Annotated in this window: 20 protein-coding genes and 1 pseudogene; 9 read left to right on the top strand and 12 right to left on the bottom strand. The window is 64.4% G+C overall.

Annotation, left to right across the window (positions count from 1 at the left end):
- Nucleotides 1-88: 88 nt before the first annotated feature.
- Entirely contained in the window at nucleotides 89-1,903 is a 1,815-nt protein-coding gene (locus tag D6M19_RS15390) for an LCP family protein (protein ID WP_234834872.1), read from the top strand.
- 94 nt (nucleotides 1,904-1,997) lie between these two features.
- Nucleotides 1,998-2,666, top strand: a complete 669-nt coding sequence (phoU, locus tag D6M19_RS15385) for a phosphate signaling complex protein PhoU (protein ID WP_123026080.1) — start codon at nucleotides 1,998-2,000, stop codon at nucleotides 2,664-2,666.
- A gap of 6 nt (nucleotides 2,667-2,672) precedes the next feature.
- On the opposite strand, the gene D6M19_RS15380 is transcribed toward phoU, so the two are convergent.
- Together D6M19_RS15380 and D6M19_RS15375 are read right to left on the bottom strand one after the other, a co-directional pair.
- Entirely contained in the window at nucleotides 2,673-3,599 is a 927-nt protein-coding gene (locus tag D6M19_RS15380) for an NADP-dependent oxidoreductase (protein ID WP_123026108.1), read from the bottom strand.
- Between the two features lie 28 nt (nucleotides 3,600-3,627).
- Nucleotides 3,628-4,137: a MarR family winged helix-turn-helix transcriptional regulator gene (locus D6M19_RS15375; RefSeq protein WP_123026107.1), complete on the bottom strand. Its 510-nt coding sequence runs from the start codon at nucleotides 4,135-4,137 to the stop codon at nucleotides 3,628-3,630.
- Between the two features lie 89 nt (nucleotides 4,138-4,226).
- Between D6M19_RS15375 and D6M19_RS15370 the strand changes: the two genes are divergently transcribed.
- On the top strand, nucleotides 4,227-5,198 hold the full coding sequence (locus D6M19_RS15370; protein WP_123026079.1) for a quinone oxidoreductase family protein: 972 nt from the start codon (nucleotides 4,227-4,229) through the stop codon (nucleotides 5,196-5,198).
- Nucleotides 5,199-5,206: 8 nt separating this feature from the next.
- Here the strand turns inward: D6M19_RS15370 and pstB are convergent, their stop codons facing one another.
- From pstB to pstS, 4 genes are all read right to left on the bottom strand, one after another.
- The gene (pstB, locus tag D6M19_RS15365; RefSeq protein ID WP_123026078.1) at nucleotides 5,207-5,983 is read right to left on the bottom strand and encodes a phosphate ABC transporter ATP-binding protein PstB; all 777 of its coding nucleotides are present in this window, start codon (nucleotides 5,981-5,983) and stop codon (nucleotides 5,207-5,209) included.
- Between the two features lie 18 nt (nucleotides 5,984-6,001).
- Nucleotides 6,002-6,907, bottom strand: a complete 906-nt coding sequence (pstA, locus tag D6M19_RS15360; protein ID WP_123026077.1) for a phosphate ABC transporter permease PstA — start codon at nucleotides 6,905-6,907, stop codon at nucleotides 6,002-6,004.
- Entirely contained in the window at nucleotides 6,904-7,884 is a 981-nt protein-coding gene (pstC, locus tag D6M19_RS15355; RefSeq protein WP_234834871.1) for a phosphate ABC transporter permease subunit PstC, read from the bottom strand. Before pstC ends, pstA begins: the two co-directional genes overlap by 4 nt.
- A gap of 93 nt (nucleotides 7,885-7,977) precedes the next feature.
- Nucleotides 7,978-9,114, bottom strand: coding sequence for a phosphate ABC transporter substrate-binding protein PstS (gene pstS, locus D6M19_RS15350; RefSeq protein WP_123026075.1), 1,137 nt, complete (start codon nucleotides 9,112-9,114; stop codon nucleotides 7,978-7,980).
- A 232-nt stretch (nucleotides 9,115-9,346) separates the two neighbouring features.
- Between pstS and D6M19_RS15345 the strand changes: the two genes are divergently transcribed.
- Nucleotides 9,347-10,024 carry an arsenate reductase/protein-tyrosine-phosphatase family protein gene (locus D6M19_RS15345; protein ID WP_123026074.1) on the top strand — a complete coding sequence of 226 codons (678 nt, stop codon included), beginning with the start codon at nucleotides 9,347-9,349 and terminating at the stop codon, nucleotides 10,022-10,024.
- Between the two features lie 15 nt (nucleotides 10,025-10,039).
- Nucleotides 10,040-10,711: an arsenate reductase ArsC gene (locus D6M19_RS15340; RefSeq protein WP_123026073.1), complete on the top strand. Its 672-nt coding sequence runs from the start codon at nucleotides 10,040-10,042 to the stop codon at nucleotides 10,709-10,711.
- A gap of 40 nt (nucleotides 10,712-10,751) precedes the next feature.
- Here D6M19_RS15340 and D6M19_RS15335 read toward each other — a convergent pair whose 3' ends face one another.
- From D6M19_RS15335 to D6M19_RS15320, 4 genes and pseudogenes are all read right to left on the bottom strand, one after another.
- Entirely contained in the window at nucleotides 10,752-11,177 is a 426-nt protein-coding gene (locus D6M19_RS15335) for an arsenate-mycothiol transferase ArsC (RefSeq protein WP_123026072.1), read from the bottom strand.
- Between the two features lie 64 nt (nucleotides 11,178-11,241).
- Nucleotides 11,242-12,298 (bottom strand): annotated as a pseudogene (arsB, locus tag D6M19_RS15330) (ACR3 family arsenite efflux transporter); the annotation flags it as partial.
- A complete protein-coding gene (locus D6M19_RS15325) occupies nucleotides 12,295-12,675 on the bottom strand; it encodes an ArsR/SmtB family transcription factor (RefSeq protein WP_123026071.1) in 381 nt (126 codons plus the stop codon). The pseudogene arsB and the gene D6M19_RS15325, both read right to left, overlap by 4 nt.
- Before the next feature lie 108 nt (nucleotides 12,676-12,783).
- Nucleotides 12,784-13,263 (bottom strand): ArsI/CadI family heavy metal resistance metalloenzyme, encoded by a 480-nt coding sequence (locus tag D6M19_RS15320; protein WP_123026070.1) that lies wholly within the window; start codon nucleotides 13,261-13,263, stop codon nucleotides 12,784-12,786.
- 98 nt (nucleotides 13,264-13,361) lie between these two features.
- On the opposite strand from D6M19_RS15320, the gene D6M19_RS15315 reads away from it, so the two are divergent.
- Entirely contained in the window at nucleotides 13,362-13,721 is a 360-nt protein-coding gene (locus tag D6M19_RS15315) for an Rv2640c family ArsR-like transcriptional regulator (RefSeq protein ID WP_123026069.1), read from the top strand.
- Here the strand turns inward: D6M19_RS15315 and mshD are convergent.
- Both mshD and D6M19_RS15305 read right to left on the bottom strand, forming a co-directional pair.
- Nucleotides 13,718-14,617 (bottom strand): mycothiol synthase, encoded by a 900-nt coding sequence (mshD, locus tag D6M19_RS15310; protein ID WP_123026068.1) that lies wholly within the window; start codon nucleotides 14,615-14,617, stop codon nucleotides 13,718-13,720. The genes D6M19_RS15315 and mshD overlap by 4 nt on opposite strands.
- Nucleotides 14,614-15,390: a winged helix-turn-helix transcriptional regulator gene (locus D6M19_RS15305; RefSeq protein ID WP_123026106.1), complete on the bottom strand. Its 777-nt coding sequence runs from the start codon at nucleotides 15,388-15,390 to the stop codon at nucleotides 14,614-14,616. Before D6M19_RS15305 ends, mshD begins: the two co-directional genes overlap by 4 nt.
- A gap of 150 nt (nucleotides 15,391-15,540) precedes the next feature.
- Between D6M19_RS15305 and lmeA the strand changes: the two genes are divergently transcribed.
- The 3 genes from lmeA to D6M19_RS35270 are packed head-to-tail and all read left to right on the top strand — an operon-like array spanning nucleotide 15,541 to nucleotide 16,906.
- The gene (gene lmeA, locus D6M19_RS15300; protein ID WP_123026067.1) at nucleotides 15,541-16,356 is read left to right on the top strand and encodes a mannan chain length control protein LmeA; all 816 of its coding nucleotides are present in this window, start codon (nucleotides 15,541-15,543) and stop codon (nucleotides 16,354-16,356) included.
- Complete coding sequence (locus D6M19_RS15295) at nucleotides 16,353-16,784, top strand: thioredoxin family protein (protein ID WP_123026066.1); 432 nt, start codon at nucleotides 16,353-16,355, stop codon at nucleotides 16,782-16,784. The genes lmeA and D6M19_RS15295 overlap by 4 nt, the downstream gene beginning before the upstream one ends.
- A gap of 5 nt (nucleotides 16,785-16,789) precedes the next feature.
- On the top strand, nucleotides 16,790-16,906 hold the full coding sequence (locus D6M19_RS35270) for an Ms5788A family Cys-rich leader peptide (protein WP_407665348.1): 117 nt from the start codon (nucleotides 16,790-16,792) through the stop codon (nucleotides 16,904-16,906).
- Nucleotides 16,907-16,927: the final 21 nt, after the last annotated feature.

Below are 16,927 nucleotides of genomic sequence, written 5' to 3'. Positions count from 1 at the left end.
ATGTGCTCAGCGATCATGCCTAGTCTCTGTGTTCTGTCAAGCAGGAGACGGCATACGGTCTCAGCCTCGGTCTCGTGGGTTCGGAGATGTGTTTAAGGGACAGCCCCCGCCTCGCCCGCGGCAGCCGCGTCAGCTGCGGCCCAAGCCGCCCCAACCCGAAGAGCTGCCCGACCCGGACACCGAGGTCATCCCCGCGGTGTCCTACGCCGACGAGATTCCCGACCTGGCTGCGCTGCGGCGCGCACGGCTCGAGCGCGTCGCGCCGGAGCGGGTTGGCCAGCCGTTGGCCGAACCCGTCGACCCGCCTAAACACAAATCGCGCCGCCGGGTCATGTTGGCAGGCCGTTCCATCGCCGCCCTCTTCGCCGTGCTCGCGCTCGCGATGACCGGCGGCGCATGGCAGTGGCAGTCGGCCAAGAACAACATGCTCAACCGGGTCTCGGCGCTGGACCAGAGCTCCCGCGACATCATCGACCCCAATGCCCAGTACGGCGACGAGAACTTCCTCATCGTCGGCATCGACAGCCGCTTCGGTGAGAACGCGGACATGGGCGCAGGCAACACCGAGGACGCCGGTGGCGCGCGTTCCGACACCATCATGCTGGTCAACATCCCGGCCAACCGGGAACGCGTTGTCGCGGTGTCCTTTCCGCGTGACCTGAACATCGAGCCGATGCAGTGCGAGGCATGGAATGCCGAGACCGGTGAGTACGGCCCACTGTATGACGAAGAGACCGAATCCTACGGACCCGATGAGGTTTATACCGAGACGAAGCTGAACTCCGCCTTCTCTTTCGGTGGCCCCAAGTGCCTGGTGAAGGTCATCCAGAAGCTGTCGGGCCTGTCCATCAACCGGTTCATGGCAGTTGACTTCGCCGGCTTCTCCAAGATGGTCGACGCGCTCGGCGGTGTAGAGGTGTGCAGCACCACCCCGCTGGAGGACTACGAGCTGGGCACCGTCCTGGCCAACGCCGGCCGCCAGACCGTCGACGGGCACACCGCACTGAACTACGTGCGCGCCCGCCAGGTGACCACCGAGACCAACGGTGACTACGGCCGCATCAAGCGGCAACAGCTGTTCCTGTCGTCGCTGCTGCGCTCGTTGATCTCCAAGGAAGTGTTCTTCTCACTCAACAAGCTCAACAACGTGGTCAACCAGTTCATCGACGACAGCTACGTCGACAACATCAATACCAAGGACCTGGTGGAGCTCGGCCAGTCGCTGCAAAACGTGGCCGCCGGGCGCATCACCTTCATCACAGTCCCGACCACCGGATACATGGACGAGTGGGGCAACGAGCATCTGCGCGAGGACGACACCCGCGCGATCTTCGACGCGATCATCAACGACGATCCGCTGCCAGAGGAACGCAACGCCGACAACACCCCGGTTCCCGGCACACCGGAGTCGCTGGCGAACCAGACGCCCGATTCGCCGACGAGCGAAGTATCGACACCTGAGCCCGCCGCCCCCACCGACGAGCTGGTCAACGCCGTCACCACCGACCCGACGTCGGTGACCGTTCAGGTGACGAATTCGACGGGCCAGGACGGCTTGGGGGCCACTGCCGCAAGCGAATTGCAGCTGCACGGGTTCAACGTCACGACCCCCGACGACTACCCGACGGGTCCGCTGACCTCGACGACGGTGTTCTTCTCGCCCGGAAATGAAGAAGCCGCGGCGACAGTGGCATCGGCCTTCACCGAGCCGACGATCGAGCGCGTCAACGGGAAGGGCGACACCGTGCAGGTGGTGCTCGGTTCCGATTTCGCCACGGTGACCCCGCCGAAACCGAGCGGCTCCTCGGTGCAGGTCCATGTCCTGCACGGCACCGGGAGCAGCCCGACCCAGCTGCCCGAGGACCTCTCGGTCACCAACGCCGCCGACACCAGCTGCGAGTAGCGGCGAATCGGCCGCGCATTGGGCAAGCGGCATTCACCTTTCGTTCACCCTGCACATCGTGACGATTCACCGGATCAGCCCGTAAGCTGGGCATATGCGAACTGCGTATCACGAGCAGCTAGACGCGCTCACCACCCAGCTCGGCGAGATGTGCGGTCTGGCCGGTGTTGCGATGGAGCGGGCGACCCAGGCCCTGCTGCAGGCCGACCTTGTTCTGGCCGAGCAGGTGATCACCGACCACGAGAAGATCGCGGGGATGAGCGCCAAGGCCGAGGAGGCCGCGTTCGTGCTGCTTGCCCTGCAGGCTCCGGTCGCAGGCGACCTGCGGGCGATCGTCAGCTCGATCCAGATCGTCGCTGACGTCGACCGGATGGGAGCCCTCGCGCTGCACGTCGCCAAGATCGCACGCCGTCGTCATCCGCAGCACGCGCTGCCCGAGGAGGTCAACGGCTACTTCGCCGAAATGGGCCGGGTGGCAGTCGAACTGGGCAACAGCGCCCAAGAGGTGCTGCTGACGAAGGATCCCGAGAAGGCGTCGCGCATCAGCGAGGAAGACGATGCGATGGACGACCTGCACCGCCACCTCTTCAGCGTGCTGATGGACAAGGAATGGAAGCACGGCGTCACCGCTGCCGTCGACGTCACGCTTCTCAGCCGCTTTTACGAGCGGTTCGCCGACCACGCCGTCGAGGTGGCGCGACGCGTCATCTTCCAGGCCACCGGCAGGTTCCCCGAGGAAGAGGAACTTCCCGCCCCGCGCTAGCCGCGGTTACGGGCGGAGCACCAGCTTCCCTCGCGTGTGCCGCTGCTCGAGGGTCCGGTACGCGTCCCGCACGTCGTCGAGCGCGAAGACCTCGGCGATGGGCACCTCCAGTCGGCCATCGGCGACCAGCGCCGCGAGTTCGGCTAGTACGGCGGCATTGGCGGCGTCCGCATTGCCCGAAGTCCGCACCTTGAACTGTTCGGCAGCGGCGAAATCGATGATGGTGTTGACCCTGTCGGGCGCGACGCCCAACCCGTCGACGGCCAGCTCTACGTAGCCGCCACCGAAGAAGTCGAGGAAGGCGTCGATCCTGCCCTCGGAGGCTGCGGCCCGCAACCGCCCGACCAGATCGTCGCCGTAGTTCACCGGGGTCACGCCGTGTGCGCGTAGCCACTCGTCGTTCGACGGGCCCGCGATGCCAAGCACGGTGGCACCCGCTTGGGCCGCGAGCTGCACAGCGATCGACCCCACTCCACCCGCGGCGCCCGCGACGGCCACTACGTCGCCATTGGCCAGGTCGACGGCACGCACGGCCGCGTACGCCGAGGTGCCCGCCACATACAGTGCACCCGCCACCTCCCACGACACCGGTGCAGGTTTGGCGGTCAGGTTCTCGGCGGGCACGACGACGAATTCGGCTTGGCTAGCTCGCTCCTCGCTGAATCCGATGACCTCGTCACCGACGCTGAATTGGTTGACGCGCGAGCCTGTTTCGGCGACGATGCCCGCGAAGTCGCTGCCCTGTCCGGACGGGAACGTCGAAGGGAATATGTCTTGAAGGAAGCCGTTGCGGATGGCCGCCTCGCCGGGGTTGATTCCCGCGGCCTTGACCTCGACGAGAACCTCACCCGCTGCGGGCGCAGGTAGCTCTACGTCGCGAACATCGAGCACGTCGATGTCGCCGAACTGATCGAATCGCACTGCCTTGCTCATGACAGGTACGAACGGCATTGCCCGTGAACTATTCCCCCGGGCTGATGCGGACACCGACCTTTTCGGCCTTCACCAGATCGCGCAGCACCTTGACCAGTACGTCGAGCTCAGAACTCGAATAGCGCATCAGGAAGTCCCGCAGTCCCGCCGCCATCTCGTCGTGCAGTTCGCGGTGGGCTTCGGTGACAAGTCGGCCATCGGCGCTCAGTTCCAGCGCGATCTCCTTGCGATTGCCGGGGATTGGCGAGCGGATCACCAGCCCTGCCTCGACGAGGCGCTGTACGTGTTTGGACACCGTGCCCTTCAACTGCCCAGATCGCGACGCCAGGCCGACGAGGCTGACCGGTCCATCGGCGACGCCTGCCAGCAGGTGCATGGACAGCGTCGGCAAGGAGCGCACGGCCTCTTCCAGCCGTCGCGGACACCGCTGCGCCATGAAGTCGCGCTCGGCGTCGCCGTCCTCGTCGGCCTCGAACTTGTCCCCGACGGCACCGACCAGGTCGTTGATGTCGGAGATCAGCGCCGACTTGGTTTTCATGGAAACCATCTTGCCATCCCGCCTGGCGCGGCGTAGCTTGTTAATTAGTTTCCATCGAAACCATTTCCTCTGAAACGAAAGAGAGCGCCATGAAGGCAGCCGTGGTCAACGAATGGGGAGTCGCGCCTCGATACACCGAGTTTCCCGACCCGCAGCCGCGCGACGGCGCCGTGGTGGCGACCGTCGAAGCAGCCGCCCTGACGAACCTGACCCGCGGGCTGGTCTCGGGAAGGCACTACGCCAGCAAGGAGTTACAGCTCCCCGTCATACCCGGCGTCGACGGGGTGGCCCGACTCGACGACGGCCGCCGGATCTACACCGGCGCGCTGGCACCCTACGGCATGATGGCCGAGCGCACGCTGGTCAGCCCGCACGGCGCGCTCGACCTGCCCGACGAAATCGACTCCGTCGTCGCCGCGGCCGTTCCGAACCCCGGACTGTCCGCATGGATATCACTCGAGCACGGCGCTTCGGTACGAGCCGGCGACAACGTGCTGGTGCTCGGCGCCACCGGAGTCACCGGATCAATGGCCGTTGCGCTGGCCAAGTCGGTGTTCGACGCCGGTCGGGTGGTGGCGGCGGGGCGCGACGCGACACGGCTGGACTGGCTGCTGACCGCAGGGGCCGACACCTCGATCGTGCTCGGGGATGACCTCGTCGCTCAGGTGGCCGAGATGCACAGCGAGCGGCCGTTCGACGCCGTCCTCGACTATCTGTGGGGTCTGCCCGCCGAACGCGTCCTCGAGGCGCTGAGCACCAGCCACCCGTCGGCGCACTACCACCGGACCCGCTTCGTCCAGATCGGCTCGATGGCAGGTCTGACCATCACGCTGCCCGCGGGCATCCTGCGCGGCAACGGAATCGTCATGTCGGGCGTTGGGATCGGAAGCGTTCCACCTGAGGTGATGGGGCGGGTCCGCGCCGAGGCGCTTCCCCGGCTGTTCGACATGGTGGCGTCGGGTGAGCTGCACCTGCGCACGGTGACACGGCCCCTCACCGAAGTGGAACAGGCGTGGACGGCCGCGGAGCCGTCAGGCACCAGGGTGGTGTTGACCCCCTAGCTCGCCGTCTAGCCGAAGCGGCCCGAGATGTAGTCCTCCGTCGCCTTTTGCGTCGGGTTGGAGAAGATCTTCTCGGTGTCGTCGATCTCGATGAGCCTGCCGGGCTTGCCCGTCGCTTCGAGGTTGAAGAAGGCCGTCTGGTCACTCACCCGCGCGGCCTGTTGCATGTTGTGCGTGACGATCACGATCGTGTAGTCCTGCTTGAGCTCGGCGATCAGGTCCTCGATCGCCAACGTCGAGATCGGGTCGAGCGCCGAACACGGCTCGTCCATCAGGAGAACATCGGGCTGCACGGCGATAGCGCGTGCGATGCACAGGCGTTGCTGCTGGCCGCCGGACAGCCCACCACCTGGCTTGTCAAGGCGGTCCTTGACCTCGGTCCACAGGTTCGCGCCCCTGAGCGACTTCTCGGCGATTTCATCCAACGCCTTCTTGCCGCGGACGCCCTGGAGTTTCAGTCCAGCGACCACGTTGTCTTTGATTGACATGGTGGGGAACGGATTTGGGCGCTGAAACACCATGCCGATGGTCTTGCGGACGCTCACTGGATCGATACCTGCGTCGTAAATGTCCTCGCCGTCGAGCAGCACCGACCCCTCCACACGGGCACCGGGCAACACTTCGTGCATCCGGTTCAACGTGCGCAGCACCGTCGACTTGCCGCAGCCGGATGGCCCGATGAAGGCCGTCACGCTGCGCGGCTGCACCGAGAGTGCCACGTCGGCCACGGCATGGAACGAGCCGTAATAGATGTTCAGGTCTTTGATGTCTATCCGCTTTGCCACTATCCGCTCCTAAGGTCGTCAGACTCGATTTCGGGTCAGGAACCGGATAACGAAGGCCGCCGCTACGTACAGTGCTGCAACGATGAGAATCAGCGTCAGCGCAGCCCCCCAAACGCGGTAACGTCCAGCCTCTTCCGGGTTGATGAGTTCGGTGTAGATCAGCAACGGCAGCGACGCCATGTTGCCGTCGAACGGGTCGAAGTTGATCGACCGCGCATAGCCGACCAGCACCAGCACCGGGGCGGTTTCGCCGATCACCCGCGCGAGCGCAAGCAGAACGCCGCTGATGATGCCGGGCAAGGCGGTGGGTATGACAATCCGAGCGATCGTCTTCCACTTCGGAATGCCCAAGGCGTAGGACGCCTCGCGAAGCTCATCGGGAACGAGTTTCAGCATCTCTTCGGTGTTGCGCACGACGACCGGGATCATCAGGAGCACGAGGGCGAGCGATACCGCGAATGCACTCTGCGGGAAGCCGAAACTGGATATCCACAATGCGAAGATGAACAGCGCCGCCACGATTGACGGGACGCCAGCGAGGATGTCGACCATGAATGTCGTCGTCCGCGCGAACCACCCGCGGCCATACTCAACGAGATAGACCGCCGCCATGATGCCAAGCGGCACCGCAAGCACCGCTGCGATCGTCGCCTGGACGATCGTGCCGTAAATCGCGTGATAGACACCGCCTGTGAACTGCTCCGGCAATACGCCGGCAAGCGACTTGTTCCACCACGTCGACGAGATGATCGCACGGAACCCGCGCTCCACGACGGTGTACAGCAGCCATACCAACGGCACCATCGCGATCAGGAAGGACGCCCCGAACAGCAGTGACGCCACACGATTCTTGATCTTGCGGCTCGTGCTGATCGGATGAAATGTCGGCCCCTTGACCAGGGTGTCCAGAGTCGATTGCGTCATCCTCCGCTGACCCTTCCCCCGGCGGCAAGCCGAGCGACCGCGTTGACCACGAATGTCAGAGCGAACAATACGAAACCAGCCGCGATGTAGGCGCCCGTCGGAAGCGGCGCGCTGAATTCAGCTGCCGCGGAAGCGATCTTGGAGGCGAAGGTATATCCGCCGTCGAACAGCGACCAGTGTCCCGCCTGTGCCGCCGAGCGAAGAATGATCAGCACGGCAACCGTCTCGCCGAGCGCGCGGCCCAACCCCAACATCGAACCGGCAATCATGCCGCTGCGGCCGTACGGGTAGACGGTCATGCGGATGACTTCCCATTTCGTCGCGCCAAGCGCCTGGGCCGCTTCGACGTGACCCTTGGGGGTGAGGCTGAAAACTTCCCGCGACACCGACGTGATGATCGGCAAGATCATCACGGCCAGGACGACTCCGGCAGTGAAGATGGTTCCCCCACCGGCCAACGACACGTTGCCGTCTCCGAAAAGGAAGAACCAACTCAACTTGTCGTTGAGGAATGTCTGAACCGGTTCCAGCCACGGCGCGAGCACGAAGATGCCCCAGAGACCGAAAACGATCGACGGAACCGCTGCCAACAGATCGACCAAGATCCCACACGGTCGGGCCAACCGCCTCGGCGAGTAATTGGTCAGGAACGTCGCGATGCCGACCGCGATCGGTACGGCGATCACGAGCGCAAACACCGAGCTGAGCACCGTCACCTGGAGAAGACCTGCGATACCGAACCGCATGTTCGTCTCGTCAGAGGTGACGAACTCCGAGCTCGTGATGAAGTTGGCGTGATTGGCACCGATCGACGGCACGGCGCGGATGAGCAAAAACAGGCCCATCAGGGCGATCACGCCGATGATGGTGGCACCCGCTGCAGCGGCAACTGAGCCGAAGATCCGGTCACCTAACCGGTTGCCGCCCGCCCCCAACGCTGATCCCGGCTTTTTTGCCGTCGGCTCGATGCTCGGCATGATTGGAGTATCCCCGATCCCCCGTGGGCTCGTCGGTGTTGATGACGAACCCACGGAGGTCGAATCTGGTGTGACAGCCATCGAGGAGGTTCGCTACGAGATCGCGTTGATGGCGTCGGTCAGCTTGGCCTTGAAAGTGTCCGGGACCGGGATGTATCCGTTGTCTTCCAAGCCATCCTGACCCGGGCCGACAGCTATCGTGAGGAATGCCCTCACCGCCGGAGCCACGTCAGCATCCGGGTACTTCGAGCAGACAATCTCGTAGGTGGGCAACACGATTGGGTAGGCCCCAGCCTCGGTCGGCTTGTAGAACGATGACGTGTCAAGCACGAGGTCGTTTCCCGCGCCCTTGATCTTCACCGTGTCGATGGACTTGCCAACCGACTCGGCGCTCAAGGTGACTGGATCCGGGCCGGCCGAGGTCACGATCTCGGCGATCGACAACCCTTGCTTCGTCGCGTAGGACCACTCGTTGTACGTGATGGACCCCGGCGTGCTCTTGATTGCGGCAGACGTGCCTTCGTTGCCCTTTGCGCCTTCACCGACACCGCCGCTGAACGCTTTACCCGCGCCCTTGCCCCACGCGCCGTCGGAGGCGGCATCAAGGTATTTCTGGAAGTTGTCCGTGGTACCGGACTCGTCGCTGCGGTAGATGACGTTGATCGGACCGGCGGGAATTGACTTGCCCTGGTTGAGGGCTGCGATCTCGGGCGCGCCCCAGTCCTTGACTGCGCCGTTGAAGATCTTGCCGAGAGTGGGACCGTCGAGCACCAAGCCGTCTACGCCCTCCACGTTGTAGGTGACGGCGATCGGACCGAAGACCGTTGGGAGGTTCCACGCGTCGCTCCCGCAGCGCGCCTTGGCCTTCTCGACCTCGCCCTTGTCTGCACTCAACGGTGAATCGGAGCCACCGAAATCGGTTTGACCTCCGAGGAACTCGGATACGCCCGCTCCCGACCCGCTGGAGGTGTAGTTGAGGGTGTAGCCGGAGCAGGCGGTCTCGTAAGCGGTGACGAATCGAGTCATGGCGTTGGCCTGGGCAGACGACCCACTGGACTTCAGCGCTTTCTTGCCGCTGCAGTCAACGCCGGAAGCGGTATCTCCCGCGGTGCCGCCGCCGCCCGTCGTTGCGCCGGTACCGCCCGCATTATCGTCGCTGCCGCAAGCCGAGAGCATCAGCGCGCCAGCTGCCAACAGGCTCAGCGCGGCACCGAATCGATTGGGCTTCACTTGGCTCCTTCGAGTTCGAGGGGTGATGGCTATCGACCACCACCGAGTAGGGGCAAATCGACGGAATTGATCCGTCTAGCAGTCGCATCACTGCTCGGCTCAGAACCTAAGTGCCCGCCGTGAACGGATGCCCTATTGATGGTGAACGGAAGGTGAACCAGTTAAGGGCGTATGACGAAGAAAACCCAGCGCACAGTTGACCTCCGAGAATCAGTCAGTGATTATTGAGGCAATGAATATTGAGCAGGATGCCGGCGCGAGTCGACGGGCGGCGATTCACGCTGCCCTCGGTGATCCAGGCCGGCTGGCGATCGTCGACCGGCTGTTGCTCGATGACGCGTCTCCGTCGGAGCTTCAGGTGCTCCTGTCGATGCCCTCGAACCTTTTGGCGCACCACGTGAGGGTGCTCGAGGCAGCCGATGTGGTGCGGCGTTCACGCTCCGAGGGTGATCGCCGGCGCACCTATCTGAGCTTGAACGCCGAGGCGCTTGAGACGCTGGTGCCAAGGGCCGCGGGCAGGGCCCAACGTGTCGTGTTTGTATGCACAGAGAACTCGGCCCGTAGCCAGTTAGCGGTCGCTGTTTGGAATCGCCATGAATCGCTGCCGGCGGCTTCGGCCGGCATCCATCCCGCTGCCGAAGTTCATCCCGGCGCCATCGCTGCCGCCCGGCGGCATCAGTTACCAGTTCCCGCGCGCCGTCCCCAGCATATTGACGACGTCCTCGCGTCGGGAGACCTATTGATTGCGGTGTGCGACAACGCTCACGAGGAACTCCCGCGTGACATGGCGCGCATCCATTGGTCGATTCCCGATCCGAGTCGGTCGTCCACAGCAGAGGCATTCGATCGCACCGTCGATGTTCTCACCGCAAGGATCGACCGACTCGTCCGCAGTATCCAAACGCCCTAGGCAAGGAGCCCGAACATGACCGACAGCCCCGTCGCGGCAAACCAATTGCGTGAAGACCTTTCCATCGACCAGCGACTTGCCCTCAAGACCGCGGCCACCCGCCTGCAATCAGACTTCGCCGACATGTTCGGGGTGGAGACCATCGAGAGGTTTCTCCACTCGTCGTATGACCAATTCGCCGGCCGCGCGACTGTACCCAATTTTCTTCCTCTGCTGGCAGAACGTTTTGCGCGGCAACGGCTCCACGCTCTCGCCAGGGTGGAAGGAAAGCATCACGACGGCAAGCCCACCGTGCTGTTCCTCTGTACGCACAACGCCGGCCGCTCACAGATGGCGATGGGATTTTTCACCCGCCTGGCCGGCGACGCGGCGGTGGCGTGGTCCGGCGGCTCAGAGCCGGGCGACGAGGTGAATCCCGCAGCCGTGGAAGCGATGGCCGAACGCGGGATCGACATCGCACACGAGTACCCCAAGCCGTGGACCGACGAGATCGTTCAGGCCGCCGACGTCGTGGTCACCATGGGCTGCGGCGACGCCTGCCCCGTGTTCCCCGGCAGACGCTACGAGGAGTGGATTCTCGACGACCCCGCCGGGCTGACTGTCGACTCTGTGCGACGCATCCGGGACGAGATCGAAGAACGGGTCCGACGCTTACTCGCCGAACTCGAGGTCCCCGTCGAAGCGTAGGCGACCGGTCACTGGGCGCTGCCTCGGCTTTAGCAGTCCGTCACTTCGCGTCGCTCTCCAGCTGAGAGGTGAGTTGCGCTACGCGAGAGGCGATGTCGTCACGAACGAGCCGCATCCGCTCGATGCCGTCGACGCCGCGCTCCGAGGGTTCGTCGGTGTCCCAGTTCTCGAACTGCGTCCCAGGTATCGGGACTATCCGAGCTTCGCGTCCCAAGGTAATCACCAGGTCGACATGCCGTAACAGCTCGGGGTCAAGCGGTTTGGGTTTCTGGTCGGAGATGTCGACTCCAACTTCACGCAGCACTTCTGCCGACAGCGCATTCAGGTCGTCACCCGGGTTGGTGCCCGCCGAGTACACGTCCACGGCGTTGCCGGCCGCTTTGCGCATCAAACCGGCCGCCATCTGAGACTTGCCGGCGTTCTTGACACACACAAACAGGACGGCCGGCTTGGCTGGTTGGTTCATCGGTCTGACTCCAAGCGCTCGCCGGTCGGTGACGGCACCGAATCGACTGTGCCGCTGTGGGTGAACCGACGACGCAGCGCGAGCGACACGTACACCAACCCAACGAGGACCGGCACTTCGATCAACGGCCCGACAACCCCGGCGAGGGCTTGACCGGAACTGGCCCCGTACGTGGCGATGGCGACGGCGATGGCAAGTTCGAAGTTGTTGCCTGCCGCGGTGAACGCCAACGTGGTGGTGCGTTCATACCCCAATCCCAGTCCGGCGCCGAGCAAGTAGCCGCCACCCCACATCAGGGCGAAATAGGCAAGTAGCGGCAACGCGATCCGGGCAACGTCGAGTGGACGATTGGTGATCTGATCACCTTGCAGCGCAAAGAGAATCACGATGGTGAAGAGAAGTCCGTAGAGCGCCCACGGCCCCACCCGTGGAAGGAATCTCGACTCATACCACTGCCGGCCCTTTGCCCGCTCCCCCACGCGCCGCGACAGGTATCCGGCCAACAAAGGAATTCCAAGGAAGATCAGCACCGACTTGGCGATCTGCCATGGCGAGATGGATATCGTCGTCTGCTCCAGCCCCAGCCAGCCCGGCAGTACCGAGAGGTAGAACCAACCAAGCACAGCGAACATCAGCACCTGAAAGAGGGAGTTGAGTGCCACAAGTACGGCAGCGGCCTCACGGTCGCCGCAGGCCAGGTCGTTCCAGATGATCACCATGGCGATACACCGGGCCAACCCGACGATGATCAGACCGGTCCGGTATTCGGGCAGGTCCGGCAGCAGCAGCCACGCCAATGCGAACATCAGCGCGGGACCGATCAGCCAGTTGAGCAGAAGAGAGCTGAACAGCAGCTTTCGGTCGCCGGTAACGGAATCGAGCCGGTCGTACCGGACCTTGGCAAGCACCGGATACATCATGATGAGCAACCCGACGGCGATGGGCAGCGAAATGCCGTCGATCTGCACCTTTTCCATCGCGGTGTTCAGGCCGGGAATCCAGCGGCCCAGCAGCAGACCGGCCGCCATCGCCGCCACGATCCAGACGGGCAGAAACCGATCGAGGGTGGACAGCTTGGCCACCACTGTCGACGCTTCGTTTCGCGCAGTGGTGTCGGTCATACCCGCACTCCGACGGTCGGTTCGGCTCCAGACCCGACATCCAGCAGCGACGACAGAATCGAGAGCGCTTCCGGAACGGCCCGGTAGTAAACCCAGGAGGCACGGCGCTCAGACGTCAGCAGGCCGGCATCGCGGAGGGCCTTGAGGTGGTGGGAGATCGTCGGTTGCGACACATCGACACCTTCGGAGATATCGCATACACATGACTCACCGCCCGCACGACTGGCGATGGAGCTGAGCAAACGCAACCGCACCGGATCGGACAGCGCCTTGAACTTCGCCGCCATCTCCACGGCCGCTTGCGCGCTCAACGGTTCTCGCGTCAACGGCGCAACCGTGCAGCACGGGGCGTCTGCTTCCCGGAGTTGATTCGACATTCGTCAATATTGACAGTGATCAAAGTCGGTCGCAAATGAACTTCTGATGATGACGGCGGCGCTGGCCCCGCAGCAGTGGTCGGACGGGACCAGCCACCATCGACAACGTCAGCAGCAGGCCGCGCCCGCGCTCACCGTCTCGTCGTCGGCATCAGCCTCGGCAGTGCCACAGCACACCGGCTCGCCATCCGCGCCCGGTTGTTTGGGGCTGGTTCCGAAGGTGTCCGAGTCCGCCAGCACGGTGTACACCTCCCACCTCTCGCCGGCCGGGCCGGTCACCCAGACCTTGTCCTGCTTCGCAAAGCAACACGTAGTACCGATCTCCTCGTCGGTGAACAAGCCCTCCCCGCTGAGCCGGGCGATCTCCCCGTGCACGGTTTCGCTTGTCTCCACTTCGACGCCAAGATGGTTCAGGCTGCCCCCTTGACCGGGGTTCTCAATGAGCACCAGTTTCAGCGGTGGCTCAGCGACCGCGAAGTTGGCGTACCCAGGTTTGCGCTTTGCGGGCTGGGTGTTGAAGAGCTTCGAGTAGAACGTGACAGCCTCTTCCAGGTTGTCGACGTTGAGAGCCAATTGAACGCGGGACATGATGCGGACCTCCTAGACTTTCGACATATATCGAACTATGGACAATCCGATAATGCCACCTTTTTGATATATGTCAATCTCTCTGGCAAGATGGTCTCATGCCAAAGGCTCTCCCAGTCATAGACATCTCCGGCCCAGTCTGCTGCGCGCCCGTCGCCGCGGGTCCCGTCGGCGACGATGCGGCCCTCGAAGTGGCGCTAAGGCTTAAAGCGCTGGCCGATCCGGCACGGGTCAAGCTCATGTCGCTGTTGTTGAGTTCGCCTGCGGGCGAGGAGAACAGCGGCGATTTGGCAACTGCGGTAGATCTGACCGAGTCGACCGTCAGCCATCACCTCACCCAACTCCGCAACGCCGGTTTGGTTGAGTCGGACCGTCGCGGCATGAACGTCTACCACCGGGCGCGCAGGGAGGCACTCGTTGCCCTGTGCGCCGTTCTCGACCCCAACTGCTGCGCTTAGCCGGAGCTTTCGGCGGCGTAGGCGACGTCGGTGCTGAACACCTCGAAACCGAGCCGCCGATAGGTGTTCACCGCCGCCGAGTTATCTGCCTCGACGTAAAGCATCACCACTGGCCGGGAATCACCTGAAAGCCGATCCGCCAGATGGTGCAGCCCGATCAGCGTCAGGGTCGCGCCGATTCCGCGGCCCTGTGCGGCCGGATCGACGCCGACCACATACACCTCGCCGAGACGCTCGTTGTGCACCTTCGTCCAGTGGAACCCGAGCAGCTGACCGGTCTCCTCGTCGAACGCCATGAACAACCCCCCAGGGTCGAACCAGGCCTCGGCACGGCGCTCTGCGATATCGGCATCCGTCCAGCCGCCCTGCTCGGGGTGCCAGGCGAAGGCGGCGTTGTTGACGCGCAGCAGTTCGGCGTCGTCCTCCGCGCCTCGGTAGGTGTCGACACGCACGCCGGGCGGGATCGACACCGGCGGTAATTGGGTCAGCGGGCGCCGCATCTGCAGCAGCTCGCGGACCGCTTCCAGCCCCACGCTCTTTGCCGTCGCACGCGCGGCCTCCAGGTCGCCGTGCGCCCAGATGCGGGTGCCGTCCCCACCATCGGCCAATGCCGCGCGGGCCATCGCCGATCCGATGCCGCGCCTGCGCGCGTGCGGATCGACGACGAGCTCCGCCATCGCCGGGCCTTCGTCCGTCGCCGGAGCGACATCGAGGTAGCCGACGATGGAGTCACCGTCGAGCGCCAAAAAGTGCCGGGTGCGGTCGTGCGGAAGGGCGCGCAGCACCTGGTCACCGACGGGCGCGACGCCGTCCGCCTCCTTGGCCGCGGCGATCAATGCCCTGATCGCGTGCTGGTCCTCGTCGCCGAGGCCGGCGCGCCAGGAATACGAGGTCACTGACTATGCAGCGGGTCAGCCAGCTCTTCGGGCAGCCCGATATGCGTGTCGTAGGCGTCGTCGAGGTCGTCGGGAGCATCCGCACCGGCGGCGGGCGCGCGGCCCCTGGCCGGACGCACCGCCTTGTATCCGACGTTGCGCACCGTTCCGATCAGCGATTCGTATTCGGTGCCGAGCTTGGCGCGCAACCGACGAACGTGCACGTCGACCGTGCGGGTACCGCCGAAGAAGTCGTAGCCCCACACTTCCTGCAGCAGCTGCGCCCTGGTGAACACCCGGCCCGCATGCTGGGCCAGGTACTTCAGCAGCTCGAATTCCTTGTAGGTGAGGTCAAGCGGGCGACCGCGAAGGCGAGCCGTGTAGGTGCCCTCATCGATGACGAGCTCGCCGAGGCTGACCTTGCCCGCGTTCTCCTGACTCGCCGCGCCGCCGCGACGGCCAACCAGCAGCCGCAGCCGCGCGTCGATCTCGGCGGGTCCGGTGCTCGGCAACAGGATCTCGTCGAGCCCCCATTCCACGTTGACCGCGACGAGGCCGCCCTCGTTAACCACGGCCACAACGGGAACCGAAGTGCCTGTGGTGCCCAGCAGCCGGCACAGCCCGCGCGCGGCCGCCAGATCCGTTCGCGCGTCCACGATCGCGACATCTGCGCTGCCTGCTTCCAGCAACGAGGAGACCTCGGTGGGCGCATTTCGCACGTGATGGGCAAGCAGCGACAACGAGGGCAGTACCGACTCCGGATGCGGGTCGGCGGTTAATAGCAGTAGATCCAACAGGCCCTCCAGCGTGCCGGGCAGATATTGACGGACATCGCTGTCCGCGATACCTCCCAGATTCGTAGCCGACATCTGGGCGTTACCGGTGGACTAACGATAACCCGCCGCATGCTTATTAGCCGCGCCGAGCAGGGTGGGCTTGCTGCCGTGAGCCAGAATGTCGTGGTGCGCAAGCTGGCGATCGCGGCGGTATCGACGGTCGCCGCGGTGGTGATCGCGGCGATCGGAGTCGACTTCGGTGCGGCTATCTACGCCGAATACCGCCTGGCCAGGGCCGTTCGGAGCGAAGCGAAGCTGAATTTCGACCCGTGGGTCGGCATCATCGGATTTCCGTTTATTTCGCAGGCGACGGGCAGGCACTACAGCCAGATCGAGATTCGTGCGAATGGCGTAGATCACCCAGTGGCAGGCAAAGTGTCCTACGAAGCCACCCTGTATTCGATCGATGTGCCGAGGGATTCCTGGCTCATCGACGCGAGCACCAAGCTGCCTGTCGCCAAGGTCGAGAGCCGCACCATCATCGATTCCACCCACCTTGGCCGCTTCATGGGCATCCCCGACCTGCTGGTGGAAACACCCCTCAAGGAAGCCAACAATCCCACCGGCGGCACCACCGAATCGGGTATCTCGAGCAACAAAGGCCTGGTCTTCACGGGTACACCCAAGTCGGCCGACTTCGACGAGAGGGTCAGCATCTCGGTGGACCTCTCCGTCGCGGGCCCCGATCAAACCACGCTGGTGTTCACCGCGACGGGCGTGCTCACCGGGGCGGGCACCGCCGACCAGTCGGTGCCCGAGGACAAGACGCAGGCCGTGCTGGCCGCGTTCACCACCGCCCTGCCCGGGTTGAAATTGCCTTTCGGCATCGCCCCGACCAGCGAAGGAGCCCGCGGATCGGATGTCATCGTCGAGGGCATCGCCGAGGGAGTAATCGTCACGCTGGATGAGTTCACACAGTCATGAGCCCCTCACTTGCCGTGATCGTCGTCGTGCTGATCGCGGCCTTTGGGATGGCCTACGTGATCAACAGGTTGATCGCCCTGCGGGCCGGGCTGCTCAGGGACACCACCGACACGGCCGGTTCAGCGCCCGTGGACACGTCTGACCTCGGCCTATCCCGCACGGGACCGACCGTCGTGCATTTCACCGCGGTGTGGTGCGGTCCGTGCGCCGGGGTGCGACGGGTGGTCAACCAGGTGTGCGGAGAGCTGCCAGAGGTGGCACACGTGGAGATCGACATGGACGCCAATCCGGCCGCGGCCCGCCGACTTTCGGTGCTTTCGCTGCCGACGACGTTCGTGTTCGACGCCGACGGCCGCCAGCGATACCGCGCCTCCGGCGTACCCACCGCTGTTGACCTGCGGTCGGCGCTTGAACCGCTGTTGGCCTGATCACCATGTCATTGGGTAAGCTGACCGGCGTGTCCGCCCGCCTCCAGGTGATGCTCACCAAACGCCGCGCAGTCGATCTGTGCCGCGTCGCGGGTTCTTGCTGTTGTTGTTGTAGCTGCTGAGCGCAGCCGCGCGACCTTGCG

This window comes from Mycolicibacterium stellerae (assembly GCF_003719305.1).
GTDB classification, from domain to species: Bacteria; Actinomycetota; Actinomycetes; order Mycobacteriales; family Mycobacteriaceae; genus Mycobacterium; species Mycobacterium stellerae.
Note: the sequence above shows the minus strand (reverse complement) of the source record. Positions and strands in the feature narration are given on the sequence as shown.